Raw genomic sequence first — 25,768 nt, 5'->3', positions numbered from 1 at the left:
CGCGGACCGGCCCATGAATTTGATCAAAACACCACCCCAAGGCCAAGCCCTGGGGGGCTGGTTGTTGCTTGCCGGACTGGCATCAATTGCTATTGGCGTCCTCAACCCAGTCCAGGCCCATCATTTTGCCGATATCAGCCAGCTGCAGCCCAGCATGTTCAATGGCTTGCTGAGTGGTCTTGCTCACCCAGTGCTGGGACCGGATCATCTGCTTTTCCTACTGGCACTTTCCCTGGTGGGGTTGCAGCAGCGGCTTGGTTGGAGTCTCGGACTACTTGCTGTTGGCTTACTCGGCAGTGGCGCTGGCCTGCTGTGGCCGGGGATGCCAAGCTCTGAATCCTTGGTGGCCTGCACCCTCATTGTTGAGGCACTGGTGTTGCTGCGGCGCTTGCCGCCCCTGCTGCTGCTTCCCGCCATGGCAGTACACGGCTACGTACTGAGTGGCCCCGTATTTGGCTGGAGCGCCATGCCCGTAGTGGCTTACGGCACGGGCTTATTCCTTTCCCAGGCAGCCCTGCTTGCGGTGGCACTAATTGCGCTGCGACCCTTGGCGGCACGTCTTTCTTCAACCCAGCTGCGCTGGCTTGGTTTCGCCCTAATGGCCCTTGGCGGCACCTGGGCCCTGGCCGGCTTGGCAGCCTGAGATGACAAAACAAACTGGAAGGCTGCCTGTCACCGTGGTGACAGGTTTTCTCGGTGCGGGCAAAACAACCTTGCTGCGCCATCTGCTGCTGAACAGCGGTCAACGTCTGGCTGTTCTGGTCAATGAATTCGGCGAGGTTGGTATCGACGGGGACCTGCTCCGCAGCTGTGGTTTCTGCCCTGAAGATGAGCTCGATACCCGCCTGGTGGAGCTGGCAAATGGCTGCCTCTGCTGCACGGTCCAAGACGACTTCTTGCCAACTATGGAGAAGCTGCTTGAGCGTGCAGACAGCCTGGATGGGATCGTGGTGGAAACCAGTGGCCTGGCGCTACCGGAACCACTGATTGCAGCCCTGAATTGGCCCCAAATCCGCACCCGCATTCGCCTCAACGGCGTGGTGGCAGTTGTTGATGGCCAAGCCCTTGCAGCAGGCAGTGTGGTGGCAAATCCAGCCGCTCTCGAAGCCCAGCGGCTTGCTGATCCAAGCCTGGATCACGCTTCGGCTATCGATGAATTGTTTGCCGAGCAGCTGGAGGCTGCCGATCTGGTTTTGATCAGTCGGGCCGATTGCCTATCTGCAAGCGAGATTGATTTGGTGCATAAGGGCCTTGCCCCCCAGCTGCAGCCAGGAGCTGTGCTGTTGTCGATGGGCAGGGGTGTGGTCTCCCCCGAGCTTCTGCTGGGCCTTGAGCGCCGGCAGCCGACCATCCCAGGCCACGACCATGACGATCACGAGCATGACCATCACGACCACAGCCATGTCGCCATTGAGTCGCTTGCCCTCGAGCTGCATGGCGATTTCTGCCGGGTTGCCCTTGAGCAACAACTGCTGCACCTGGTGAGCGATAGCGCCCTGATCCGGCTCAAAGGGCGTCTTTGGCTTTCAGGTAAAAACCGGCCGCTTCAGATCCAGGCTGTTGGACCGCGGCTGGAGTGCTGGTTTGAACCAGGAGCTGGGCAGACTTCGGCCGCCCAGCAGGCCCCGGGCCTGGAGCTGGTGTTACTTGGCTTCCAACTGGATCAACCAGGGATCGAATCCTGCCTAAACCAGGCCCTGAGCGCTGAGCTTGCGGTTGCTAACTAGCTGATCAATCCAAGGGGATATCCCCTTGGGTACATATCCCGTTCCAGCAGAGCGCAGGCCCAGCAATCCAGCTGGTCTCAACCGCAATCCAGCCTGCTGAATCAAGCATCTGCACCGTGCCACTGCCGTCGTGACGGAAGTCAATTCGGCGCTGGCCGAGCTCAATAGTCCACCGCATAGGCAGCTCTCCTGCCGGGGCTTCCACGAGCATCGTGCAGGGCTGCCAAGGGCCATCAGCCAGACGGCACTGCAGCTGCTGGGCCAGCGCAGCTGGCACCCAAAGGGCTATCAAGCCTGCCAGCAGAGCCGTGCAGGCTGGCAAGAAGCCAATAGAAACTGGGGTGAAGCGCCAAACCACGGCCGAAACGCCAGGGGGCTGCTTTCAAGCTGACCAAAACTGACGGCAGCGGGCCACCGGGCTGCCAAGATTTAACAAACCTCCCGCTCCTCTGGTGCCACTCTTCCGCGCTCGCGTTCAGGTTTCACTTCGGCCCTCGGTGCTTGATCCAGCTGGCGAGGCCACCAGGTCTGCAGCGGCCCGACTCGGCGTCGAAGGCGTCCGCAGCCTGCGCATCGGCAAGGCAATAGAGCTGGAACTGGAGGCACCGGACCAAACCACCGCCCAAGCCCAGCTGGAATTGCTCAGTGATCGCTTGTTTGCCAATCCTGTGATCGAAAATTGGCAGCTAGAGCTGCTTGAAATGGCCGGGGAGCAGCAGCAATGACCATTGGCATCGTGGTGTTTCCAGGCTCAAATTGTGACCGGGATGTGCGCTGGGCCTTAGAGGGCTGCGTCGGTCTGCCGAGCCGCTTCCTTTGGCATGAGGAGCGCGATCTCAGCGGCCTAGACGCGGTGGTAATCCCAGGCGGCTTCAGCTATGGCGACTATTTGCGCTGCGGTGCAATTGCCAGGTTTGCGCCCGTATTGGAGTCGGTAAGGGTTTTTGCTGAAGCAGGCGGTGCGGTGTTGGGTATCTGCAATGGCTTTCAGGTGCTCACCGAGATGGGGCTATTGCCCGGAGCACTCACCCGCAATGCTCGGCTGCACTTTCTCTGTGAACCAACCCCGCTAAGCGTTAATCCAGGCAACTGTCGCTGGTTGAGGGAGTACAGCGAGGCAGAAGCGATCGTGCTGCCGATCGCCCATGGGGAGGGGCGATACCAGTGCGAGCGCGCCCAATTGGCTGAGCTCGAAGCAAATGGTCAGGTGGTGTTGCGCTACGCAAGCAATCCGAACGGCTCGGTTGGTGATGTGGCGGGCCTAACCAACCCAGGCGGCAATGTGCTGGGTCTGATGCCCCATCCGGAACGGGCCTGCGACCCGCTCACAGGTGGGCTGGATGGATTAAGGCTGCTTGCCAGCCTGCGCAAGTGAAGCCGGGCGAACTCGACGATTAGTAAACGGTCGCAAAAAAAGGGGGCCATCGGCCCCCGCTTTGATCCCTGAGGGTCTAACAATTCCGGCCCTAGTAGCAATCAGTTAACGGCTGCGAAAAACTCCTTGCTCTTAACGGGGTCGGGATTCATGGTCTTATCGCCTGGGTTCCAGTTGGCTGGGCAGACTTCGTCTGGGTTGTTGCGGATGTGCTGGAAAGCCTGTAGCAGACGCAAGGTCTCGTCCACGCTGCGGCCCACGGGCAGATTGTTGATTGTGCTTTGCATGATCACGCCATCAGGATCAATGATGAACAGACCACGCAGGGCCACACCTGCTTCCTCATCGAGGACTTCATAGGAGCGGGCGATGTCCTTCTTGAGGTCAGCAAGGAGGGGATAAGCGATATCGCCAATACCACCGTTTTTGCGATCCGTCTGAACCCAGGCGAGGTGGCTGAACTGACTATCAACTGAAACACCCAGCACTTCGCAGTTGCGGCTGGAGAAGTCGTTGTAGCGCTCGGAGAAGGCGATGATCTCCGTTGGGCAGACGAAGGTGAAGTCGAGGGGGTAGAAGAAAAGCACCACGTACTTGCCGCGGTACTGGGAGAGGCTGATCTCCTTGAATTCCTGATCCACCACTGCGGTGGCGGTGAAATCTGGAGCCTGCAGGCCAACTAGCCGGGACATGCTGGTTAAGTAAGTGAGGACTAGGCGCACTGGGGACTTCAGTCCAAAGTCGGATCGACTACCAGTTGCTCTTCACAATTTATCACATGGTCCAGGCTGTCGGGGCCATAGGCTGAGCCGAGTGATGTCTATGGGAGTGAAGGGGATGGCCTGGGATCCGAGTGTGCTGCGCAAATACAACACGACAGGGCATTTCCGCCTGCTTAGCCAGCTGCGCTCTGAACTGAAGGGCAACCCCTTGGTACGACCCAAGGAAGGACAGAGCATTGGCGAGGTCAACCGCAGCAAGTCCTTGATTCGGGCAATTGAGGGTCGGTACCAGGGATATGGCCGTGGACGACGCGGTGGTACTGGCTCAACTGCTGGCGCCTCCTCTGCCTCGCCGGATTTTCAACAACTAAGGCTTGATCCAGATCCGCTTGAGCTGATGGGCAGCGTTGCAAGAGATCACGCCGATGTGGCTTCATTCCGAGAAAGGCTCAACACAGTCGAATTGCGCTAATCAGGAGACAGATAGAAAATAAAAAAGGGCCAAATCAAGGCCCCGTCAAAAAATGGCTCGGGGGAGACTTGAACTCCCGACCTTGGGGTTATGAATCCCACGCTCTAACCAGCTGAGCTACCGAGCCGCTGGTTGAGTTTATCAGGCCCTAGGTGGCAGGAACTGGAGGGGGTTGGCAGCTCCGGAACTTGGGGGATGTACTTCGAAGTGGAGATGGGGGCCGGTGCTACGGCCCGTACTGCCCATATGGGAGATCAAAGCTCCCTGTTCAACTTCTTGTCCTACCCGGACCATCAGACGGCTGTTGTGGGCATATAGGGACCGGCTGCCATCGGCATGGGCCAGGGTCACCAAATAGCCGTAACCACCGTCGTGCCAGCCAGAGAAGACCACGCGACCAGCCTTGGCCGCCACGATCGGCGTCCCCACGTTGTTGGCCACGTCGATGCCCTTGTGCATGCGACCCCAACGCCATCCATATCCGGAAGTAAAAACCCCCTTGGTGGGCCACATCCAGCCCTGGGCTGAGCTGGGGCCATCAAAGGGCTTATTGAGCTCATCAAAACCAGGCAGTTCAGGCCAGCTGATACCGCCGCTAGTGGATGGCTTAAGCCCCAGCACCATGCGGGTGCTGCCCGAGGAGGCCTGAGCAAGCCGAACCTGACTGCCCACCACAAGCCGGGCTGTTTCGAGACCCGGATTAAGACGTAGCAGCTCTTGCAGGGTTAATCCGTAGCGCTGAGCAATCTTTACGACCGTGTCGCCAAAGCGGACGATGGCGCGCTCCTCCACAGGCGGCAGGGAATGGAGGGGAGGGGTGCGGCGTAGCTCGCTGGTGTCGATCGCTGCCAGCTGCTTGATCTGTCTGGATTGCTGGCTAGGAACAACAAGCCAGTCACCCTGACGGAAATGGTGGTCTTCGTTTACGTCGTTGAGCTTGGCCAAGCGCTCTTCATCGAGCTTAAGGCTGCTGGATAACTCTTCAACACTGATGGGCTGGCGCACCTTGACCCAAATTTTGTCGACGCTGGGGGCAGGTAGGGCGGCAATCAGGGTATCAACGGAAGCCTGCTCGATATCGGCGGGGTCAAGAGCTGCAACCACTGCCGGCAGGGCAATGGCGCAAGGAATCAGGAATCGCAGAGTTGTTTGCAAAGGCTTCATGCAGTTCTTTCAGTCGGACAAACCTGTGGAAAAGCCGATATTCCTAAGCCGGCCAGACAGTAGCGGACTGAACTCCCCACCACAAGTGTCCCTTGTGACAACAAGGGCTGTTGGCTGCCCAGATCCCTGTGACCTCAGGGGATCAAGCCGATGTCAGCAAATTCTGTTGTCGCAGCGCCTCAAACAACACCACTCCAACCGATACGGAGAGGTTGAGGCTACGCACTCCGGGCTGCTGGGGCCGCTGGGCACCCGACATTGGGATCGTCAGCGCAATATCGGCTGAAGCAAGCACATCCTTTGGCAGTCCGTCGGTTTCGCGGCCAAACAGCAGCCAGTCATCGGGTTCAAATTGCCAACTGGTGTAGAGCTGGCTTGCATGGCTACTAAGGGCGACCAGGCGACCGCCGCAGCGGACACGGTGATCAGCAAACGCTGACCAGTCGGTATGGCGCAGCAAGGACACCAGGGGCCAATAGTCGAGGCCAGCCCGCTTGAGCTGGCGATCATCGATTTGGAATCCCAGGGGCTCCACCAGGTGCAGCTGCGTGCCGGTGGCCGCGCAGGTGCGGGCAATGCTGCCTGTGTTGGGTGGAATCTGGGGCTGAAATAAGACGATCTGGGGCACGATCAAACAGAAGGTACGGCAAAACCCAGGTTGCTCAGATTGAGCGCGCGGCCCGCAACCACAAGCCAGATAGCAGCGCAGAAGGGGGCAAGCTGCTGCTCCAAGGAGCCAAGCCGATCGCGAAACAAACCGCCAATCGCGGTGGCAGGCACTACCCCCCAGCCGGTTTGCTCACTGACGAGCAGCACGGGCACCTCGCAGGTGCTCAAGCTTTGTACAAGGGCTGTACAGCGTTGCTGCCAGGCAGACGGATCGAGCTCGAGGCCAGCAGCGACCCAGGTGCCGAGGGAATCGACCAGGGCAAAGCCAGGGGAGCGAAGACCGTCGAGGGAGCTGGCTAAGGCGCTGTCAACTTCCAAGACGCTCCAGTTCGGTGGGCGTCTAGCTGCGTGGGCCTCAACCCTTGCCAACCAGGCTGCATCGTCAGCGCTTGGCCGAGGTCCGGTGGCCAGGTAGGTGACCGGCAGTCCTGACTGCTGGGCGAGGTGCTCGGCCCAGCGGCTCTTGCCACTGCGAGTTGGGCCAAGCACGAGAGTGCATGGCTGGGAAAAATCAACCACCACCATTCATGTTGTGGAGCGTGGCCACAGAAGAAGGTGAAACACGGTTGAGATAGCGGAAAATCCAATACTTGAAAACGGTTGCCAAAACCACTGGGAAGGTGGCGATAAATAACATTATGAAATTCTCCTGGGCAGGCAGGCCGAGGTGGTGAGCCACCCCATCCAGCAGCACTGTCCAGCCCTCCGGGCTGTGAAAGCCAACAAAAATATCAGTAAATAAGATAATTCCGAAGGCCTTGGCGCTATCACTCAGTCCATAAACCAGCTCATCTAGAAAACCGCGCAGCACCTGAAGATCACGGCGACCAAACAAGCAAACGCACACAAAACCGACCAGACCACCAAGATCGGCAAGCACGTTTTTAATAGCGTGGGTGCTTTCTAGATCAGCTTCATCCTTGAGCGACTGAGCCTTGCTGGCCAGCTGCATCTGCAGCTGATCTCGGCTTGGCAGGGGATTGCCATTCAAGAGAGCATCAAATTCAATTTCCGCCTGGAAAAGTCGCAGCTTCTCAACGGCCTTCTCCTCAAGCTTTGGCTTGGGATAGGTAAGAAAGGCGTTGTCTGGAGCAAAGCGATCAACAAGGGGCGACACCACGTAGGTGCGGCTGATCTGCTGCACCAGCACCGGCACCAAAATCAGCAGTAGCAGGATGCGCAAAGACACCAAGGTGGAGTCTCTGCGCCGGCGAAAGCCAGCCACCACATTCGCTTCCGCCTCGGGGTCGAGCTGGCGGCGCACCTGATCAACCACGCCGATCAGGCTGCGGGGCAGCACCTCCGGGGAGCGACTGATGGCAGGCAGAGGATCCCTGCTAGCCGCGTAGCGGGCAACCACGGACTCAATAAGCTGAAACTGGCGAATTTCCTGGCCTGCCAGCTCGCCTCGGTGGGTCTGCAGGGTTTGTACCGACTGGCGGCAGACTTCTAGCGCGGCTCGAAAGCGGCGCAGTAATTGGGCCTGGGCCGACCTGGGAATACGCAGGTCCAATTCCGGGCGTACGGGCCGGTCGTTGTAGTGCTCTAGCTCAATGCTCTGGATGAGCAGGGCGGATTCATAACCACGCTCAAGATCGTTGCTGAGGTCCAGGGCCTGGGCGCGCCCAAATGCCCCCATCCAGTTGGTTAGTGCCATCGGATCAGCGCGAGAAGACCCACCAAGTGAGCATGGGCACAATCGTGCCTACCGTTAGAAGCACCACAATCCAAGTGAAAGCATTGCTTGACTGCGTTTCTTCCTTCGTGGGGATGTTCGTAGGCTGGCTGACAATCTCGGCGGTGATTGGTTCGCCAGGATCCTCTCCTCCCTGCAGCACGCTGAGCAGGCGAGTCATGGCATCGAGGCTGCCCTGGCGATAGCGACCGCCATCGCGGATCGGCTGAGCCATGGTGGTTCTGGCCGTGCTGCGTAGCAGGCTGGCATCAAGCTGGGTCACCAGGCCGGGAGAGGTCACCACTGCCGCAGTGTTCGTCTGGCTGTCAATTAAAAAAAGCACCTGGTTGGGCTCGCCCCCAGCCTCTGACCACCGCTCCAACACTGAATTGCCGAGCTGGGAAAGGCTCAGCCCGTAGTCAAGGCGGTTGACGGTGATCAAGTGGGCATCCACGCGCTCTGCTGAAAAACTTTCGAGGGTTTTGCTGAGCTCGCCGATGGCTGCTCGGCTCAGCACATCTGCGGTGTCAAGAATGCGTTCCTGGGGAGCGGTGGCAGGTAGACCACTGGCGGCAATTGCCTGTGCCGGGGCAGGCATCCAAATGGTTGCTAAGCCCATAAACAGGGCAGCCGCAACGCCCAATAAGGGAAACCGACTGGTCACACGCAGGGAAGGGGGCAACGGATCAGGCCCAACATGGATCTAGTTTGCCGCCTGCGGGCCCAGCTGTCGCCTCCTGCTTAACCCCCATGGCTCCCTTCACACCCGCAAGGGTCTGTTTTCTGTCTGGGGTGGCTTCCCTGGCCCTGGTGGTAATGAATCAAACAACCGCGGCCAGCATCGATCCCGCCCTCGAGCGAGCCGCCGTATTGGCCAGCTTCCTGGCTGTGGCTCTGATGTTGGTGGGTGTGCTCTGGACCCGGGCCTTGCCCGAAGCGGCTGCCCGAGTTGCCCTCGAAGGGGTGCAGGGAGTGGAGCTCGCAGAGGGGCTACCTGAAGAGTTGGCAGAAGAATTGGGCTGGGGTAGCCAGATGTTGCTCACCGCCACCCCAGCGGCAGCAGTGGTGGTGCTGTGGCAAAACAAATGTCTGCTGCGCCGCGGCCTGCTGGCGCAGGTGCCCTTTGAACCAGGAGCAATCTGCCAGCGAGCCCAAGAAAAAGGGGCCGCCATCTCCCTTGTAGATCTGAACCTCTATCCAGGCCGTGCTGAATTTGAGAGCCTGCTGCCAGGGGTGCCAGCCGTAGTGGTTCAGCCGATTGACTCAAGGGGCTTGGTAGTGCTTGCCGGCTGGTCGCCGCGCTGCTTTAGCCGCAGCGATTTGACCTGGCTCGAGGGTTGGTCCCAGCGCCTTAAAGAGCGAATGGAGCCGGCTTGCGAGAATCAGGACCTGATCGGGCCCGGGGAGGCAAAGTCACCCGAGTTTCCACCCGTGCCCCCGGACTGCTGAATACAGCCATCCCCTGCTTAGTCAGCACGCCCTGAAGACGCTTAGAGCGGGTGACCTGGGCAAGAGCCTTGCGGCGCAGCTCGACAGCACCAAGGGCCTCAATCTGGTTTGTCTGCCAATTCCAGCTGCAGCGATTGGCGACGAGGGAGTCGGTCGGTTGGGTTAGGCGGCAATTAAGGGGCACCACCAAGGTGTGACTAGGGCCAATCGCTTCAAAGCCAGTGCCGCTAAGCCGGGACTGATCCAGCACAGCGGTGAAGGGATGGGGACTGCTAATGCGCTCCCGAGCCAGGTCGAGGCGGGTATGGCTGGCATCAAGACGGCCCTTGCGGCCAGGATCCAGCACCTGCACCGGCGCCTGTAGGTCGATCTGCTGAAGCAGGGAATTACCGCTGAGGGAAGGCGCCGAAAGTGTTTGAACTCCACTAGTTGCGAGACGCCGTTCGCCCCGAACTGGCCCTCGACCGATCAGTTGGCCAGTCGTTGGGAACCAATCTGCAGAACTCAGCGCCAGCTTCAAGCCGACCGCCCCTGAACGCTCCAACAGGGGCAGACCCCGCAACTCCAACTTGTCCTGCTTGATCCAGAAGCGGGCCCGCTGAGCGGACACAAGCAACTCCCCCTGGGAGGCGCGTGGACTGCGGTCCAATTCCATGCGCTCCTGCTTGGGATACCAACGCACACGAGTAGAGGTCACAACAAGGGGCTTGGGCCCAAGTCGCTCCAGCCGGGTCGGGCCCTCCAACTGCACCAGCTCGCCGTCGTTAATGACCGTGCCACTGCTGGCCGTTATTAGATACAGGGGTTGGCCCTTGGCATAGATGGTGCCGCGCAGGTCGCGGGCTTGGGCCACACGGCGACCGAGGTCGTAGCGGACCTCCGGGCTGGTCAATTCCCACAGGGGCCTTCCGCTGGAATCCTTCTGGCGCAGGTTGAGGGAGCGGAAGACAAAAGGTTGGGCCGGCTCCTCCTTAGACACCTGGGTGCGGCATCCAACCAGCAGCACGGGCAGGCTTGCCACCGCAGCCAGGCTCAGGGCCAGCAGGGGGCACCGTTGCAGCCTGGCGGTCTTGGTCACAGAGGTGAGTCGAGCTCAAGTCGCAACATCACCGGCTGCGGCTCAATCAGGGCGAGTCCGGGCTCTAGCTGACCCCATTGCTGGGCTAGCAGCCAAGGAGAAACTTGGCTGCTAGGGACGCAGGCAGGAGCCAGCGGACCGCTAACAAATGGTTCCTGACCGAGCTGGACCAGCATCCGATCAGAAAGCTCAGGCAGGAGCGGAGCCAGCAGCACCGCGACCCAGCGGGTGGCCTCGAGCACGGCATAAAGATCCGCTGCCACCAAACTCTCCTGACCCTCGAGCTTCATTTGCTTCCAGGGGGCCTGGTCGTTGAGGTAGCCGTTTGCAGCGATTGCTAGCTGCAGGGCCGCTTCAGCGGCGCGACGGAAGTCCAGGTCGGTTAAGGCCGTATTGACGCTATCGCCGGCCGCGAGGGCAGCTACGGCCAGGGGGTGATCAGCTTGGGCGGCGGCTCCGGCCGGGGGCACGGCATCTTCAAACCAGCGCCGTGCCATCGACGAGGTGCGATTCAGCAGGTTGCCGATCGTATTTGCCAAGTCGTTGTTGACCAGATCCGTGAAGCGCTGCTGCTGGAAATCACCGTCCTCGCCGAAGGGAATGTCGCGCAGCAAGTACCAGCGCACCGCATCGCGGCCACAGCGCTCCAGTAGCACCTCAGGATCGAGCACATTGCCAAGGGACTTGCCCATCTTCTGGCCTTCGCGGGTCAAGAAGCCGTGGCCAAATACGCGCTCTGGCAGGGGCAACCCCGCAGACAGCAGCATCGCCGGCCAATAAACCGCGTGGAAGCGCAGGATGTCCTTGCCAATCACGTGGAGCTGGGCCGGCCAGCCCCGCTCCAGCACCTGCTCCAGCACAACTGGCTCCGCCGGGTCGAGCAGGGCAGTGAGATAGCCGAGCAGGGCGTCAAACCACACATAAAAGGTATGGCCTTCATGGCCGGGCACCGGAATGCCCCATGGCAGGTCGATCCGGGAGATTGAAAAATCGCGCAGCCCCTGGGCCACGAAGTTTTCGACCTCCTTCTGCCTGCTGGCGGGGGCAATGAAGCCCGGCTGACGGATCAAGGCCTCGATCTGGGCCTGATAGCGGGAAAGGCGGAAAAACAAATTGACCTCATCGCGCCACTCCAGGGGCTTGCGATGGATGGGGCATTCGGGATCCTCACTGCCCGGTGCGTCGTCTTTGAATTCCTCGCAAGCAACGCAATACCAGCCCTGCTGACGCCCCTCCACCACGTCGCCGTTGGCCTGCACGCGGTCAAAAAATTGAGCCACCAATTGGCGGTGGCGGGGGTCGGTGGTGCGGATGAAGCGGTCGTTGCTGATTTGCCAGCGGTTCCAAAGATCGCGATATCCCTCGCTGATTAGATCGCAATGGGCCTGCGGACTGAGTCCAGCCGCTTCGGCCGTGCGCTGGATCTTCTGGCCGTGTTCATCGCAGCCGGTGATGAACAGCACCGACTCCCCCCTCAGCCGCTGGTGGCGTGCCAACGCATCGCAGGCAAGCGTTGTGTAAGCACTGCCGAGATGGGCGCGGTCGTTGACGTAATAGAGGGGGGTGGTGAGCGTGTAAGTCATCCTTTTGATCCTACGGAGCGGCGACGGACAGAAAGACTGACTACGAGCACGCCAGCTCAGATCATCCCCTGCGAGGCTTGTGTCAGCCGTGTCCGCCTGCCATGACCCTGCCTTCAGAAGCAGTGGATGTCTTGGTGTGGGGGGGCGGCACCGGCGGCGTGGCCGCAGCAATCCAGGCGGCCCGCGGCGGTGCCAGCACCCTGTTGCTCACCCCTGGCAACTGGCTTGGAGGCATGGTGAGCGCCGCCGGCGTTTGTTGCCCCGATGGCAGTGAGCTCACCCCTTGGCAGACCGGTCTCTGGGGAGCCTTTCTGCGCGCCCTTGAGCAGGCCGAGCCCGAGGGACTGGATCAAAACTGGGTGAGTTGCTTTGGTTACCGGCCCGCTACAGCCGAGGCGATCCTGCAGGGCTGGGTGCAGGAACTCCCCAAGTTGAAATGGGTGCCGGGATGCAAGCTGCTGGCGGTAGAGCGCCAAGGCTCCCGAATCACAGCGGTACAGCTGGAACGCAGGGGTGAAAGCCAATGGCTGGCCTGCAAAGTTATGGTCGATGGCAGCGACCGCGGCGACCTACTGCCCCTAGCGGAGGCTCCATTTCGACTCGGCTGGGAAGCCCAGGAGTTATGGGGCGAACCCAGTGCCCCCAGCCAGCAACGGCTGCAAACGGAAGCTTTTTTCAAGCAACAACCCGTGCAATCGCCCACCTGGGTGGTGATGGGCCAGCTCCAGAGCGAGGTGTTGCCGCCAGCTACAGCCCCCCTGCCCTTAGCTGCGCCGTTTGAACGAGCCAGCGAGGCCTTCGGGTTAGAGCGCACGATCAACTACGGGCGCCTGCCGGGCGGCCTGGTGATGCTCAACTGGCCCCTGCACGGCAATGACTGGCACCAGGGGCTGGAACGCGCCTTCAGCGCTGATCCAGCGGAGCAAGCTGCGCTAGCTGCCGAGATGCAGTCCTACAGCCTGCAGTTTGCAAGAGCCCTTGAGCAGGCAAGTGGGGGCTGGCTTCAATTGGGCCATGCCTTTCCTGCTGAAGCCGGCAGTCCTGCCCCCTGGCTGGCTGCCATGCCCTACTGGCGGGAGGGGCGAAGGCTGCTGGGCCGCTCGCTGGTGCTGGAACAGCACCTGCTCCCCCTAGGCAGCGCTGAATCCCAGGGGCCACTACCGCTCAATGCTTGCGGCGAACTGGAGTCGATAGCGGTGGGCAACTACGCCAACGACCACCACTACCCCGGGCCTGACTGGCCACTGGCACCGAAAAGCATTCGCTGGGGCGGGCGCTGGAGCGGCACTCCCTTCTGCATTCCCTATGGCGCCCTGCTGAGCGCTGAGATCGACAACCTGCTGGCAGCTGACAAGGCCTTCAGCAGCAGCCACATGGCCAATGGGGCCACCCGTTTGCAGCCCCTGATTCTGAACATCGGCCAGGCGGCCGGTGCGGCAGCGGCCCTGGCGGTACAGCGGGGCATCCCCCCAGCTGAGCTAACCCCCCTGGCAGTTCAGCAATGCCTGCTCCACGATCACCGTGCTCCAGCGGCAGTAGTACCGCTCTGGGACACCCCCTGGCATGCCAGCGATTGGTTAGCCCGCCAGCTGCAGCTGCTTGCCAATCCCGAACTCCTCCAGGCCAATGGCCAAATTGGACGCCCATTTCAAAGACCCCTAAGTCCGAGCCAGGGCCATCCCGAACCCAGGGAGTCTCTGTGGGAAGGAAGGGTGCTGCCGGACGGCCAGGGCGGCTACACCTTTGTGAGCGAAACCGATCTCAGTAGTGATAACGCCAAAAGGGAGTGGCCCCTAATCAGCCTGGAGCCAGGCCTGAACCGCTGGCTGCAGAACCTTGATAAGCCGACCCAGGCCAAATTGATTGGCTGTGCCAATCCATGGGGGCCGTGGTTGCGGGCCTCGCGACTGACCGCGGATTAGCCCGTGGCCTGCAGTCGCAGCTGGTCGCGCAGGGGGTCTACGGCCTGAACTCGCAGTTGCAGCAGATCGCCTGGGGCCGAGCCGCCTGGACACTCGGCCGCCAGATCCATGGCCAGGGCATCAACGTGCACCAGCCCGAGCCGGTCCTGGGGCCGCAGCCAGCGCAGGAAACAGGCCTGCCAATGCTGACTCCCATGGGCCGCAAACCACACCTGCTGCCAGTGACGCTGGTCTTCACGGCTGATCTGGATCCCCTGCCTGAGCGGACCGTCTAGGTCGGAGAGCAGGGCGGCTAGATCGGCGGCAACCATGGGCTGGCGAGCCTGTTGAAGTGCCAGCAATTGCCTTTGTGCCACTAGATCGGCGTAGCGGCGAATCGGCGAGGTGACTTGGACATAGGCCGGCAAGCCCAGGCTGAAATGGGGGCTGGGCTCCGTGCCGGTATGACCGCGGCTTAGGCAGCGCTTAATGGCGCAATGGCGTACTGGGCCAGCCGGCAGGGCTGCCAGCTCGGCCTCCGACGGCAAAGTAGCGGTCAGTTGGCTGCGATAGGGCAGGGCAAGAGCTTGGTCTTGGCCGAGGCCTGCTACAACCGCGCCCGCCAGAATCATCGCTTCGGCCACCATCAAGCGGGCGGGGCTGGGTTCGGTGATCTCAAGCTGGGCAGCGTCTCCCTGGGCGCGAATCCGACCCTCCGGCTGATCCAGCAGCAGGGCACCCTGGCGCACACGCCACTGGCGGCGGCGCAGCAGCAGGCCGTGCAGGTCGGCAAGATCGCGCTCCTGAGGCGGGGCTAGATCGATCAGGTCGTCGGCATCGCCATAGCTGAGCCGGTAGGTGGGCTTAACCCAGCTGCGCTGCAAACCAGAAGCCGCAACAGCACCATCGCCATCGAGTTCAACCCAGATGCTCCAAGCAGCACTGCGATGGCCGGCCCGCAGGCTCATCGGTCCGGTGGCAAGCGCCTCGGGGAACATCGGCAGAATTCCGGATGCCAGATAAAGACTGCTGCCCCGCCGACGTGCCTCTAAATCGAGGGGCGAATCCAGCGCAATCAAGCGACCTGGATCCGCCACGTGGATCCAAATCTTCACCTGGCCAGCGGGGGTTGTTTCCAACGCCAAGCCGTCGTCTATGTCGCAGGTATCCGCGTCATCAATGGTGACACTGCGCTGACCGCTGAGGTCGAGACGCTCGCCATCGCCTGGTTGTTCAGTCTCAGCGCTAGCTAGCAGACGTTCGGCATCAGCCAGTAGATCAGCAGAAAAACCTTGCTCCCAGACCGTGGCTCGTAGGGACGGCAAATTGTGGGCTTGCCACTGGCCCAGATCGACCAGCAGGTGGCGAATTGAACCCGTATCGGCCGTCACTTTGGCGGCCTGCAAAGCCTGGCGCAGGGGGAGGGGTAGAGGAGTTGTGCACTCACCTCCAGCCCAATCAATCAATAGCTCAAGCTGCTGGCGCTGCTCAACGCTGAGCAGTTGCAGATCAAGCGGCTGACGATCGCGCAGCTGCTGCTGCCAGCGCATTTCAGCTTGCTCCTGCAGCACCCGCAGCCGGCGTTCGCGCCGCAGCCGGCGCAGATCCGCCAGGGGCCTGGCCTCAACGAGGTCTTGACGCAGACGAAACAGGGTTTGGGGACCGAGACACCAGCGCCAGCAGGCAGCAATTGCTAGGCCATCCCGTCGCGAAGAGACCAGATCAACCCAGTCGCTCAGCTGCAATCCCTGAGCTTCAGCCTGCATCAGGATCCACGCTGCCGCGAAATCGCTTCGAGCAGGCAGCACTGCCAGCAAGGCGTCGTCGCTGATCGACCACGGAGCTTGGCTAAGGCGCTGGGGTGGGTCGCACTCGCCGGAAAATGCGCTGAGCAGCAAAAGTTGCCGCAGCGGCTGGATCTGCTGCCTAGCGCTGGTACCGATAGCTAACGAGGCCTTGTTTGAGGCCACAGCCAAAACAACAGCAAGCTGGGGACCGCGCTCATCGCCCAGTCCCACCAGATCGCCAACTTGGAAGGTTGCAGCAGCCAGGGGAGAGGCCTCAGCCTTCGGGATTCACAAAAGGCAGCAAGGCCACAATGCGGGCACGCTTAACAGCGTTAGTCAGGTCACGCTGCTGCTTGGCTGTCAGGCCAGTGAGCCTGCGGGGCAGGATCTTGCCGCGTTCAGTTATGAACTTCTTGAGCAGATCGACATCCTTGTAGTCGATCGGATCGCCAGGCTTGATTGGCGAAAGGCGCTTTTTGAAAAAAGAGCTGGACATGGATTACGAAGGCGAGTGGTGAATGAAGCTGGATCTGACCAGTACCTGACGGGGCTGGGGCAAATCAAGTTGAAACTGATGCTTGGGCGCCAATCTGAGGCCCAAGCCTGAATCACTTGATTTCCTTGTGAACCGTCGCGGAATTGCAGTGGGTACAGAACTTCTTCAGCTCGAGCCGTTCGGTGGTGTTACGGCGGTTCTTCTCAGTGGTGTACCGGGACACACCTGGAGAACGCTTTGCGGGGTTGGACCGGCATTCGGTGCACTCGAGAGTGATCACGATCCGGACGCCCTTGTTTTTAGCCATGAAGGACGTTGCGCCGCTGGAGCGATGCGAAAGGACAAGTTGACACCTTACCTGGCGGTAGTCCCACCCCCGGTTGATCCCTAAGATCGGCGATCAACACACCACGGGCTATGCGGGTCTCGCTCCAATGGCTGCAGGAGCTGGTGACCGGCCCCGAACAAGCCCTCACTCCGGGGCCCCTAGCCGAGCGTCTGTCTTTGGCTGGTTTTGAGGTAGACGCCATAGAAGACCTGGCCGCCCAGGCCGGCGGCGTAGTGGTGGGCTTCGTGCGTGAACGCCAGGCCCACCCCAACGCAGACAAGCTCAGCGTCTGTTTAGTAGATATCGGCGCAGCCGAAACCCTGCAGATCGTCTGCGGGGCAGCGAATGTACGGGCTGGAATCCATGTGCCCGTTGCCCTGGTGGGCGCCACCCTGCCGGCGGTCAACCTGACGATCAAGCCAGCCGAACTGCGCGGTGTGGCCAGCAGCGGCATGATCTGCTCCCTTGCCGAGCTTGGCCAGGCGGCAGATGGGGAAGGAATCGCCATCCTTGATGAGCTGCTGGAGCAGGTGCCCCCCCTGGGCGCAGCGGTGGGACCAAGCCTGGGGCTGGATGACCAGGTTTTGGAGTTGGCGATCACCGCCAACCGACCTGATGGCCTCTCCATGCAAGGCATCGCCAGGGAGGTGGCGGCCTTGGTAGGCGGCCAGACCCAGATAAAGGCCCCTGAAATTGCCTCGCCAAGCCAGCCGCTGCCTCTATCCGCCAGCGACCGGGCCGCAGTTGAGGCTGGGGGGCTATTCAGCATCACAGCCCTCGACGGGCTGAAGGTCGCCCCATCGCCCCTCTGGCTGCAACAACGCCTGCAGAAGGCCGGCATACGCCCGATCAACAACATTGTTGACATCACCAACTTGGTGATGCTGGAGACGGGGCAACCCCTGCACGCCTTCGACAGCAGGCGCCTAGCCGTAATCAATGGCGACAGCGAGCCCCAGCTGGCCAGCCTGGGGCTTCGCCAGGCCCTCGCTGGTGAGGAATTCACCAGCCTGGACGCTACGGAACACAAACTCAGCCCCGAAGCCCTGGTGGTTACTTACAGCAACCGCCCCATCGCCCTGGCTGGCGTGATGGGTGGTGCGGATGAAGCCGTTAATGAAGCCACCACTTCCATCTGGCTTGAGGCTGCTGTATTTGCTCCCCAGGCGGTGCGCCGCTCCGCCAGAAGCGTTGGCTTACGCACTGAAGCAAGCAGCCGTTTTGAGAAGGGGTTGCCCAGGGAGGCCACCCTCGCTGCAGCAGATCGGGCCGTGGCCCTTCTTAAGCAACATTGCGCTGCCAAGGTTTCGGGCCGCTGGCTGCGTCAACGAGACGAGCAGCCAATCGAACCATTGCAACTGAGGCGCGACGCCCTGCACAATTTGCTCGGACCTGTCCAAGACGGCGAAGGCTATTCAGACCTAAGTGACGACAGGATCGTCCAGACCTTGAGCGCCCTTGGTTGCCAACTAACAGAAGAGCTAGATGGCGAAGGTTGGCGCGTCACCGTGCCCCCCTCGCGGTTGATGGATCTGCAGCGGGAAGTTGACCTAATCGAGGAGGTGGCCCGTCTGGTTGGTTACGACCACTTCGCCTGCCACCTACCCGACCCACTGGAGCCTGGGGGCCTAACTCCAGCCCAGCAGGTGGAGCGCCGCCTGCGCCGCCAACTGTGCGCTGCCGGGCTACAAGAGGCCTGCAGCTTTTCCCTGGTGCCGGCAGCAGCTGGGCGCATACCCCTGGCTAATCCCCTGCTAGCTGATTACGGCTACCTGCGCGACAACCTGCATGGCGAGTTGCTCGCCGCTGCACGCCGCAACTTGCAAAGTGGGCAGCCAGGTTTCTGGGCTTTTGAGATCGGCCAGGTGTTTAGCAGCGATGCCGCCAGGTCTGATCGCCAGCTGCTGGCTGGGGTTATCTGTGGCGAACGGCGAGGTGAGCGCTGGAGCAGCAGTGGCAAACCCCAGCCCCCCAGCTATCACCAGGCCCGCGGCCTGCTGCAGCAGGCCCTGGTATCGCTGGCGATTCCAATCGAAGATCGCCCCCTTGGCCAGCACCCTTTGCTGCACCCGGGCCGAGCTGCCCAGCTTTTTATAGAGGGTCGGCCCCAAGGCTGGTTTGGCCAGCTGCACCCGGAGCTGGCCGAAAAGCTCGACCTGCCGCAAACAAGCATCATCTTCGAGCTCGAACTCGATGCCTTGCTCATCGCCGCCACCCGCCGCAACCGCTGGCAGCCAGCCTTTGCCCCCTATGCCACCGTTCCCGCTTCGGAGCGAGATCTGGCCGTAGTGGTGCCAGCCAGCACGAATTCTGCTGAGCTGCTTCAGGTGATTCGCAAGGCAGGCAAGCCGCTGCTGGAGCACGCGGAATTGGTAGACCGCTACGAAGGCGGACAACTTGCTGCAGGCCAGTGCAGTCAAGCCTTCCGGCTGCGCTACCGCGATGCCAGCCGCACCCTCACCGATGAAGAGGTGGAAGCAGCCCACTCCTCGATCCGGACAGCCCTGGAAAAGCAGCTGGGCGCCCTGTTGCGCAGCTGATATCCAGGCTGCAGGTCCACCCCTACTCCGGCTCCGCTGCCTCGGGCTGCGGGGTTGGGATGCCAGCTCCGATACGGCTCATAACGGTCAATGTCTCTACGTGGCTTGTTTGGGGGAAAAAGTCGATCGGCTGAACGCTCTCCAAGCGATAACTGCCGCCGCCAACCAGCAGGGCCAGGTCCCGGGCCAAGGTGGCGGGGTCGCAACTGAGGTAGAGGAGGTGGGCGGGGGGGCGTTCGATGATCGCCTGCAGGGTGGCGGGCTCCAGTCCCTTGCGGGGGGGATCGAGAAAGACCGCATCGCAATGAACCAGGTGCTCAGCCAGGCACTCGGCCACCACTCCGGTCTCAAAGGTGGCTGATTCACTTAGGCCGTTTTCGCGGGCATTGGCCTTGGCCTGGTGCACGGCCTCGGGGCTTAGTTCAATGCCGTGAACGTGCCAGCCCGCCGCCGCCACCGGCAAGCTGTAGGTGCCAATGCCGCAGTAGGCATCAACCATCACGCCAGGCGCAGAGCCCGCCAGCGCAGCAAGAACCAGGGGCACAATTCGTTCAGCCTGCCTGGTATGGACCTGGAAAAAAGTGTCTGCCGCAATGCGCAGCTCCAGGTCACAGAAACGCTCCTGCACCCAGCTACGGCCGACCACCACGCGTGTCTCGGGCCCCATCAGGGTGTTGGTAGCTAGGGGTTGCAGGTTCAGGCAGACCCCCACAAGTTCTGGCCAGCGGTGCATCCATTGGGCAGCCAAGATCTCGATGCCCTCCAGGTCTGGGGTGCTGCTTACCAGGGTGATCAGCAACTCGCCGGTATAGCTGCCGATTCGCAGGGCCAGATGGCGCAGGCCGCCCCCCTCGCGGCAGTCCCGATCAACGGGCCAGTCGCTGGTCTCAAGATCAGATTTAAGCGGTGCGATCAAGGCGTCCAGGCGCGGATCAAGCACCGGGCAGCGATTCATATTGACAATCTTGTGGGTGCCAGGGCGATAAAAGCCAGCCCGTAACCGCCCGTCCTCGCAGCGCTCCAGCGGGATAATCGCCCTGTTGCGATAGCCGAGCCCTTCTGGTGCTGCCATTAAGGGCGCAACATCCGTATCAAGGTGGGCAATACGGCGCAGGGCATCAACGACTTTTTGGTGCTTCCAGTGCTGCTGCGCCGAGTCATCGAGGTGCTGCAAGCTGCACCCACCACAATCCTCAGCAAGGATGCAAGGAGGTCGTCGCCGCTCCGGTGCCGGCTCAAGCACCTGTTGCAGCTCAGCCAGCCAGTGGCGACGGGCCTTATGGGTGAGGCGTACCTTCGCCTGCTCCCCAGGCAGGGCACCAGCTACAAACAGGACCCGATCTGCCAGACGGGCCACGCCCTGCCCGTCATGGGATAGGCCGGTGATGTCCACCGTCACGGTCATGCCGGTGGACAGCTCGGCGCCACCGCTCATGCCACCACCCGCGCCGTTGCCAAAGCTTTTAGTGCCCACGCCCGCCTACCAATCCTTCACCCTACGCCGTGCAAAGGGGCGTTACACCTTGCGGCGGTGCACGTTGATCTTGCTGCGGAGTCGATACAGTGATGGGCGCGTGTGGTCGCTGCGATGAGCGTCGTTCGGGATCTGATCCTTCAGGCTGATGATCAGCTGCGGTATCCCAGTGGCGGCGAGTTGCGCTCCATGGTGGAGTACCTCAGCCGGGGAGCCGAAAGGCTGGCGGTTGTGCGGCTTCTTACCGACAACGAGAGAAAGATTGTTGATGAGTCGGCCAAGCAGCTCTTCCAGCGCAACCCCGACTACGTGGCCCCTGGTGGCAATGCCTACGGCCAGAAGCAGCGGGCCCAGTGCCTGCGCGACTACAGCTGGTATCTGCGCCTGGTGACCTACGGCGTTCTCGCCGGGAGCACCGAGATGATTCAACAGATTGGCCTGGTCGGTGCCCGTGAGATGTACAACAGCCTCGGCGTACCCATGCCAGGCATGGTGGACGCAATGCGCACCATGAAGGAGGCCTCGCTAGCCCTGCTGAGCACAGACCAGGCTTCCCTTGCGGGCCCTTACTTCGACTTCCTGATCCAGGGCATGCAAACCAGCACCTGATTCAGATCCTCCAACCAGCACCAAGACCCAGAGGAGCATTTGTCTCTTCTGGGTCTTTTTATTGGATTAATAATGCGTCCCAGTCTGGACGCAAAAGAATCAACCGCTGTCGCACACAGATGGGGCGACAGGGCGCTGTTCAAGTTTTGGTTACGGGCGGCGGGTGATCGCAGCCTACCCAGCACCCTTCTGCAAAATCTCATCTAAGACGCGGCAAGAGTCTATTCCTAGGTCCATTATGAGATTGCCGATCATCGCGTCGACCAGCCGCGCGGCCCCTTCCCAGCCAGCAAGCTCCTGAGCTTCAGCAAGGCTCATGCTGGGCCTAAAGAGATTGCGTACCTGTGTATGAAACAGTGACGCAGGTCTTCTAACACTGTTACCGCAGGGACTTTGAAGACAGCCGCGCCATCTGGACAAGCTCACTTCGGGTGACTGGACAAGCTGATATGGCCAATTTCTTGCCACACCAACAAAGGCCCCATAGGGGGAGCGGATAGGAGCATGCAGGCAGAAACGCGGAAAAATTGGAAATCAAACCAACAAAGCATCAGCAGCCAAGGGAAGACGCCTGCTTAAAAATGTCTCAGGGTTCTAAGCTAAGACTCTTAAATAGTCTTAGCGCAAGACAAGACCAATTGAGCCAAGAACGATTATTCGCATACATCTCGAATAAGGCTCTTAGCAAGACCAATATTTAATCTCAGATGAGACGAGATGAATCGCTCACTGCCTCGTCTTTGCCTAATCAAACTGTTGGGGCTTGCTCAAACAAGGGGGGCAGGCAGGCACACGTCGGCCCCAACAAAAGAACAGCCCATCAGTCTCGTCCAAGAATTATTCCAAGACTCGATACGAGTCCCAATCAAGAATTGTTATACGAAGCTATTCGTTGCGGTACAGCTCTTTCAGCAACTGGTAAGCCTCATTTAGGCGCCGCATGGTTTCTTCCGTGCCGCCGGAGTCGGGGTGATGGCTCATCGCCAACTCGCGGTAAGCCTCCCGTATCTGTCGCAGGGTGAGACGCTGCCCCGGCGCTGTTGGCAATTGCAGCAGCTTTAAGGCTCCGTGCAGAGTCATGGTGTGTTCAAGAGTCTGGAACGAACTGCCTTTACGTCGCTTGCGGAAACGATGTACAAAGCGCCTGATCAGCGTTGGCAAGCGAAGTTCCAGGGTTGAAGTGCTGAAGGGATCCTCCAGCAAACCTGCCATCACCATGACTCTTTCGAATGTTGCGGGTTCCCTGCCCCAGCTGGGAGCCGTATTGGCCACCACCTCGCAAGCAAGCGACCAAGTAAAAGGGCGACCCTCACTCTGATCACTCTGGGCCCAAATGTCCTGGGCCAACCACACCATTGCGGCTTCTAGTACCGCCTCATTAGCAACCTTGCCATAGAGCTCAAGCCAGTGGTCGCGGGCTTTAGCCAGGGAGCGTTCAAGAACATCACCGCCTATGTGGGGCAGAGGTTCCTGCGCCACATCCATGGGTTGGCGTAGGGGCTGGAGACTGCGCTTGAGCTGATCAGATTGGCGCCTCACAAAGCCAGGTAAGTCAATGCCGCTCTGACGAGGGCGCACTTCCGCTGCCATCGACGCATCAACATCGAAGTTGAAGGCAAATTCAGGATCCGCTGATTCGCGATCCAGGCACAAGTCTCCACCGGAGCCCCGAGTCATCAACACCAACGCCCCCTGCTCGTTGAAGGTTGATTGCAGGCTGGTTTGTACGCTCAGAAATTCATCAGGCTGATGATCGCTGCCGTATGCAAGAACAGAGGTATCAGCTTCCTCACTATTTGGGAAGATCTCTTGTAGCAGACGCTCCAAAATATCTCCACGACTGCGAATGCCCCACTCCGCCCGCAGCGCATCAATTTTATCGAGCAAATCGACAGGCAGCTCCAGACTGAAGCGACGACGATTGGGGTCCGCCGGCTTAGCCATGCCTAACGGCCCATAAGGCCGCGCATCATTTCCTGCTGCGCTTCTAGGGCCTGCTGGTAGCGATCAACCAAGGTTTGGTTCCCAGGTGTTGAAGTCTGGCTGGGGGAATAACGCGGCTGAGAGACTGGCGGTGGGGGCGGTGGATTTGATCTAAGGGGGGGCAGGCTGGGGAAGCGGGGCTGCAGCACCAAAGGGGTCATCTCTACTGATCTATCCTGACCCTCACCATCTTGATCCGGAATCGCAGGCAGGGACTGGGGGGGCGTCAGCGCCGCGGGGCTGGCTGTGTTGCGAGCCAGCTCGAATAAGCGCTCTCGCTCTTTGACCATGGCGACCTGACTGGCAGGCACAATGCTGAGCAGGTGCCCAGGGGTGGCATCAGCTGGATATACCAAGCTGATCCGAACTGGGTTGGATACACCTCCCTGAAGATTCAAGGTAGTGAGGGGCAAGCTTTGGCCAGAGCGCATGCCAACGTGCATTTCTTGAAGCCCTTCCTCGGTGCGTACCTGCAGTGACCCCCTGAAGGCAGTGAAAGGTTTACCACTTCCTGAGGCGGTGGGATGACTGAGAACTAGCTCATAGGGGCCAGCCCCCTTGAGATTCAGATCAACATCAAATCGAACTCCGTAGGTGCCCACATTGTCTAGGGATGAATCCACCATGCGGCTGACAAGTGGGTTTACCTGCACTTCGCGGGTACCAAAATTGTGGCGATTAGTGCTCGTTAGCGGAACGTGTAATGGGCCTTGCTGGGCAAGGTTGTGGCTGAGGCTGGCCTGATAGGCATCTCCAATGGCAACTCCCCCTACGCGGGAAAAAATGCGCCGGCCTTTGATATCAGCAATACGGTTCAGATAGACCCGGCCCGGAGCAAGCCGGCCCCGATCCAAAACAGAGATTAAATCCCAGTCACTATTGGGGTCCTTGGCAGCAACAACAGCCATCTGAAAAGGGCCGTCACTGCGGCCTTTAAGCAGTGCATTGGCAATGCCAAGCGCAGGCAGCTGAGTCTGAAATAGGACAATCCTGCTGCGAGCAGGAATTGTGATTTCCTGATTGAGTTTTGGATCTAAGCGACCACGCAGCACCTGCACAGCGGTTGCATCTCCAGGGCCGGTATTCCAAGGGCGAGGACCAAGAGGTCTAACTCCCATTTTGTGATTGATAAGGTAAGGCGCCTCAAAGCTGTTCCGCACTGCACCGTTTTCAAAGCGGATGTGCACTGCCCGCAGGCCGGGATTGATCAGAATCAGCCCTAAGGTGATTTCTGGACGCCTGGCAGAGGGAGATAGCTGGCGGCGGTTCGGTGGGAAATACTTGTGGTGCATGTGCACACCAAAGTCACCGTTGAAGGTGAATTCGGCATTACGCAATGGTTGGCCAGTCTCTTCGGCGTAGGCGTGTCCAGGTGCTGTGTTGATCAGGATTCCGGGGCCTTCCACCTCCTCAGGCTGGTTCGAATGCAGAACCGGCACCTTGTTGAAGGTGCCGTTTAGGGGACGGGCCTGTTGTCCCGCCATAAGGGCTACGTAAGCGGCCGCTGGCAGCGTCTGCAACAGACCGAGGGGAACACCCAAGGCAGTTGCTATCAGCAGTTTGATCGGCCGCAACGGAAATCTGGAAATCAGGGTGTTGGGATTGAGTGCAATGGCCCCGACTGCACAAGGGTAGGACCGGCAGTCGGTTGCAAACCCAGATTGAGAGCTCGTACAGGGGCTTGGAATGGAACTGAGCGAAGGGTGTTTCAGGGCCATCGCTGGAGGAGAAACACGACACTCGGCAAGCCCGTCAGGCTCGCTAGAACCTTAATGACCTCTCCCACTTTCTCATGCTTCCCCACTTGGGCTGCTGTGGCAGCGTTGATGACGGCGGCGCTAGTAGCTGGAGGCGTCATCAAGAGCGCAAGCTGCGCATGCTGCAATTCTGGCGGGACGGGGTGGAACGCCAGCTGGCAGCTGTGAATGCTTCGATCAGCACGCTGGAGCGACAGATGGAGCGGGATGGGACCTCGGCTGGCAGCTGAGAGTTGGGAACGCGTCTGCTTTAAGGAGGGCGGAGCGCAGCTGTGCCAGGCCCTGCTTAAGTCTTCGCTGCACCGTCATCGGACTCACCTGCAGCAGGGCTGCCGTGCGCCGGTAGCTCCAGCCCGAGAGCACGACCTTCTGGATTACGCGACGTAGTCCGGGCTCAAGGCAAGCAAGTTGCTGACGCACTTCAGCCCCTTGATGGTCCCAGTCATCGGCGCCAGTGATTTCAGACTCCCAAAGCCTGACTCCTTCATCACCTTGCAGCCTGGTTTCCTCGTAGCCGGTCTGCAGGTCCAGAGGCCTGGCCAAAGCTTGACCACGCAGCAATTCTTGCCATTGGTCGAGGTTGAGCTGCAGAGCCAGGCGCAGATCATCGCAGCTGGGCTCCTGCCCGTGGTCACTGCTCCAGCTGGCCTTCAATTGACGCAGCTTGTCGTGTAGCTCCATCTGCCGGCGAGGCAACCGCACGGCCGATGCCGAATCGCGCAGGTAATGCAGGATGGCGCCACGGATGTGGGGTCTAGCAAAGGCCTCGAAAGGAGTTGCTGTTTGCGGTTTATAGAGCTCGGCGGCTCTTAGCAGGCCCATCAGTCCCACCTGAACCAGATCGTCGAGGGGCTCGGGACAGCGGCGGCAGTAGTGCAAAGCGATTGGGGTCACCAGAGCGCGGTACTGGTTGACCCGCTGGTTGCGTTGTTGGAGGGCGCGGCGGCAGAGGGATTTGGTTTTGATCGATTGGGTCATG

The 25,768-nt window shown here is 60.5% G+C and carries 25 protein-coding genes and 1 tRNA gene; 9 read left to right on the top strand and 17 right to left on the bottom strand.

All coding sequences use genetic code 11. The features are described from left to right. The first annotated feature begins 13 nt into the window (after positions 1-13). Entirely contained in the window at positions 14-643 is a 630-nt protein-coding gene (locus tag U9970_RS05300; protein WP_322765628.1) for a HupE/UreJ family protein, read from the top strand. A 1-nt stretch (position 644) separates the two neighbouring features. Next, positions 645-1,727, top strand: coding sequence for a cobalamin biosynthesis protein CobW (cobW, locus tag U9970_RS05295; RefSeq protein ID WP_322765627.1), 1,083 nt, complete (start codon positions 645-647; stop codon positions 1,725-1,727). Between the two features lie 4 nt (positions 1,728-1,731). Here cobW and U9970_RS05290 read toward each other — a convergent pair whose 3' ends face one another. Beyond that, complete coding sequence (locus tag U9970_RS05290; protein WP_322765626.1) at positions 1,732-2,085, bottom strand: hypothetical protein; 354 nt, start codon at positions 2,083-2,085, stop codon at positions 1,732-1,734. A gap of 94 nt (positions 2,086-2,179) precedes the next feature. Here U9970_RS05290 and purS point away from each other — a divergent pair, with 94 nt between their 5' ends. Together purS and purQ are read left to right on the top strand one after the other, a co-directional pair. Continuing rightward, the gene (purS, locus tag U9970_RS05285; RefSeq protein WP_322765625.1) at positions 2,180-2,452 is read left to right on the top strand and encodes a phosphoribosylformylglycinamidine synthase subunit PurS; all 273 of its coding nucleotides are present in this window, start codon (positions 2,180-2,182) and stop codon (positions 2,450-2,452) included. Next, entirely contained in the window at positions 2,449-3,102 is a 654-nt protein-coding gene (gene purQ / locus U9970_RS05280) for a phosphoribosylformylglycinamidine synthase subunit PurQ (protein ID WP_322765624.1), read from the top strand. Before purS ends, purQ begins: the two co-directional genes overlap by 4 nt. 101 nt (positions 3,103-3,203) lie before the next feature. On the opposite strand, the gene U9970_RS05275 is transcribed toward purQ, so the two are convergent. Beyond that, positions 3,204-3,794, bottom strand: a complete 591-nt coding sequence (locus U9970_RS05275) for a peroxiredoxin (RefSeq protein WP_322765623.1) — start codon at positions 3,792-3,794, stop codon at positions 3,204-3,206. Between the two features lie 145 nt (positions 3,795-3,939). Here U9970_RS05275 and U9970_RS05270 point away from each other — a divergent pair, with 145 nt between their 5' ends. Next, entirely contained in the window at positions 3,940-4,296 is a 357-nt protein-coding gene (locus U9970_RS05270; protein ID WP_322765622.1) for a hypothetical protein, read from the top strand. Positions 4,297-4,349: 53 nt separating this feature from the next. Here the strand turns inward: U9970_RS05270 and U9970_RS05265 are convergent. The 6 genes from U9970_RS05265 to psb32 all read right to left on the bottom strand — a co-directional run bounded on the left by U9970_RS05265 (position 4,350) and on the right by psb32 (position 8,402). Then, positions 4,350-4,423, bottom strand: a tRNA-Met gene (locus U9970_RS05265). 14 nt (positions 4,424-4,437) lie between these two features. Further along, positions 4,438-5,460 carry a peptidoglycan DD-metalloendopeptidase family protein gene (locus tag U9970_RS05260; RefSeq protein WP_322765621.1) on the bottom strand — a complete coding sequence of 341 codons (1,023 nt, stop codon included), beginning with the start codon at positions 5,458-5,460 and terminating at the stop codon, positions 4,438-4,440. Between the two features lie 142 nt (positions 5,461-5,602). After that, entirely contained in the window at positions 5,603-6,088 is a 486-nt protein-coding gene (locus U9970_RS05255; protein ID WP_322766034.1) for a tRNA (cytidine(34)-2'-O)-methyltransferase, read from the bottom strand. Positions 6,089-6,090: 2 nt separating this feature from the next. Continuing rightward, positions 6,091-6,618, bottom strand: a complete 528-nt coding sequence (cobU, locus tag U9970_RS05250; protein ID WP_322765620.1) for a bifunctional adenosylcobinamide kinase/adenosylcobinamide-phosphate guanylyltransferase — start codon at positions 6,616-6,618, stop codon at positions 6,091-6,093. A 22-nt stretch (positions 6,619-6,640) separates the two neighbouring features. Then, positions 6,641-7,786 carry a proton extrusion protein PcxA gene (gene pxcA / locus U9970_RS05245; RefSeq protein WP_322765619.1) on the bottom strand — a complete coding sequence of 382 codons (1,146 nt, stop codon included), beginning with the start codon at positions 7,784-7,786 and terminating at the stop codon, positions 6,641-6,643. 4 nt (positions 7,787-7,790) lie between these two features. Next, complete coding sequence (psb32, locus tag U9970_RS05240) at positions 7,791-8,402, bottom strand: photosystem II repair protein Psb32 (RefSeq protein WP_322765618.1); 612 nt, start codon at positions 8,400-8,402, stop codon at positions 7,791-7,793. Between the two features lie 152 nt (positions 8,403-8,554). Here psb32 and U9970_RS05235 point away from each other — a divergent pair, with 152 nt between their 5' ends. After that, a complete protein-coding gene (locus U9970_RS05235) occupies positions 8,555-9,253 on the top strand; it encodes a cofactor assembly of complex C subunit B (protein ID WP_322765617.1) in 699 nt (232 codons plus the stop codon). Here the strand turns inward: U9970_RS05235 and lptC are convergent. Further along, the gene (gene lptC, locus U9970_RS05230) at positions 9,156-10,331 is read right to left on the bottom strand and encodes an LPS export ABC transporter periplasmic protein LptC (protein WP_322765616.1); all 1,176 of its coding nucleotides are present in this window, start codon (positions 10,329-10,331) and stop codon (positions 9,156-9,158) included. The genes U9970_RS05235 and lptC overlap by 98 nt on opposite strands. Continuing rightward, positions 10,328-11,914 (bottom strand): methionine--tRNA ligase, encoded by a 1,587-nt coding sequence (locus tag U9970_RS05225; RefSeq protein WP_407653083.1) that lies wholly within the window; start codon positions 11,912-11,914, stop codon positions 10,328-10,330. Before U9970_RS05225 ends, lptC begins: the two co-directional genes overlap by 4 nt. A gap of 101 nt (positions 11,915-12,015) precedes the next feature. Between U9970_RS05225 and U9970_RS05220 the strand changes: the two genes are divergently transcribed. Further along, positions 12,016-13,836 carry an FAD-dependent oxidoreductase gene (locus U9970_RS05220; RefSeq protein ID WP_322765615.1) on the top strand — a complete coding sequence of 607 codons (1,821 nt, stop codon included), beginning with the start codon at positions 12,016-12,018 and terminating at the stop codon, positions 13,834-13,836. Here U9970_RS05220 and U9970_RS05215 read toward each other — a convergent pair. From U9970_RS05215 to rpmG, 3 genes are all read right to left on the bottom strand, one after another. Continuing rightward, on the bottom strand, positions 13,833-15,833 hold the full coding sequence (locus U9970_RS05215; protein WP_322765614.1) for a ribonuclease catalytic domain-containing protein: 2,001 nt from the start codon (positions 15,831-15,833) through the stop codon (positions 13,833-13,835). The two genes, U9970_RS05220 and U9970_RS05215, sit on opposite strands and share 4 nt — an antisense overlap. A 43-nt stretch (positions 15,834-15,876) precedes the next feature. Continuing rightward, complete coding sequence (gene rpsR / locus U9970_RS05210; RefSeq protein ID WP_006041316.1) at positions 15,877-16,098, bottom strand: 30S ribosomal protein S18; 222 nt, start codon at positions 16,096-16,098, stop codon at positions 15,877-15,879. Between the two features lie 112 nt (positions 16,099-16,210). After that, positions 16,211-16,405 carry a 50S ribosomal protein L33 gene (gene rpmG / locus U9970_RS05205; RefSeq protein WP_322765613.1) on the bottom strand — a complete coding sequence of 65 codons (195 nt, stop codon included), beginning with the start codon at positions 16,403-16,405 and terminating at the stop codon, positions 16,211-16,213. Between the two features lie 110 nt (positions 16,406-16,515). On the opposite strand from rpmG, the gene pheT reads away from it, so the two are divergent. Next, entirely contained in the window at positions 16,516-18,966 is a 2,451-nt protein-coding gene (pheT, locus tag U9970_RS05200; RefSeq protein WP_322765612.1) for a phenylalanine--tRNA ligase subunit beta, read from the top strand. 22 nt (positions 18,967-18,988) lie between these two features. On the opposite strand, the gene rlmD is transcribed toward pheT, so the two are convergent. Then, complete coding sequence (rlmD, locus tag U9970_RS05195; protein ID WP_322765611.1) at positions 18,989-20,440, bottom strand: 23S rRNA (uracil(1939)-C(5))-methyltransferase RlmD; 1,452 nt, start codon at positions 20,438-20,440, stop codon at positions 18,989-18,991. 114 nt (positions 20,441-20,554) lie between these two features. Here rlmD and U9970_RS05190 point away from each other — a divergent pair, with 114 nt between their 5' ends. Beyond that, positions 20,555-21,049, top strand: coding sequence for an allophycocyanin subunit alpha-B (locus U9970_RS05190; protein WP_322765610.1), 495 nt, complete (start codon positions 20,555-20,557; stop codon positions 21,047-21,049). 885 nt (positions 21,050-21,934) lie between these two features. Here U9970_RS05190 and U9970_RS05185 read toward each other — a convergent pair. From U9970_RS05185 to U9970_RS05175, 3 genes are all read right to left on the bottom strand, one after another. After that, positions 21,935-22,993, bottom strand: a complete 1,059-nt coding sequence (locus U9970_RS05185; RefSeq protein ID WP_322765609.1) for a DnaJ domain-containing protein — start codon at positions 22,991-22,993, stop codon at positions 21,935-21,937. 2 nt (positions 22,994-22,995) lie between these two features. Next, a complete protein-coding gene (locus U9970_RS05180; protein WP_322766032.1) occupies positions 22,996-24,516 on the bottom strand; it encodes a DUF3370 family protein in 1,521 nt (506 codons plus the stop codon). Positions 24,517-24,966: 450 nt separating this feature from the next. Then, entirely contained in the window at positions 24,967-25,767 is an 801-nt protein-coding gene (locus U9970_RS05175) for a sigma-70 family RNA polymerase sigma factor (protein ID WP_322765608.1), read from the bottom strand. Position 25,768: the final 1 nt, after the last annotated feature.

Origin of the sequence: Cyanobium usitatum str. Tous (assembly GCF_963920485.1) — a bacterium.
Classification (GTDB): domain Bacteria; phylum Cyanobacteriota; class Cyanobacteriia; order PCC-6307; family Cyanobiaceae; genus Cyanobium_A; species Cyanobium_A usitatum_A.
This window is presented reverse-complemented; position numbering and strand designations above follow the sequence as displayed.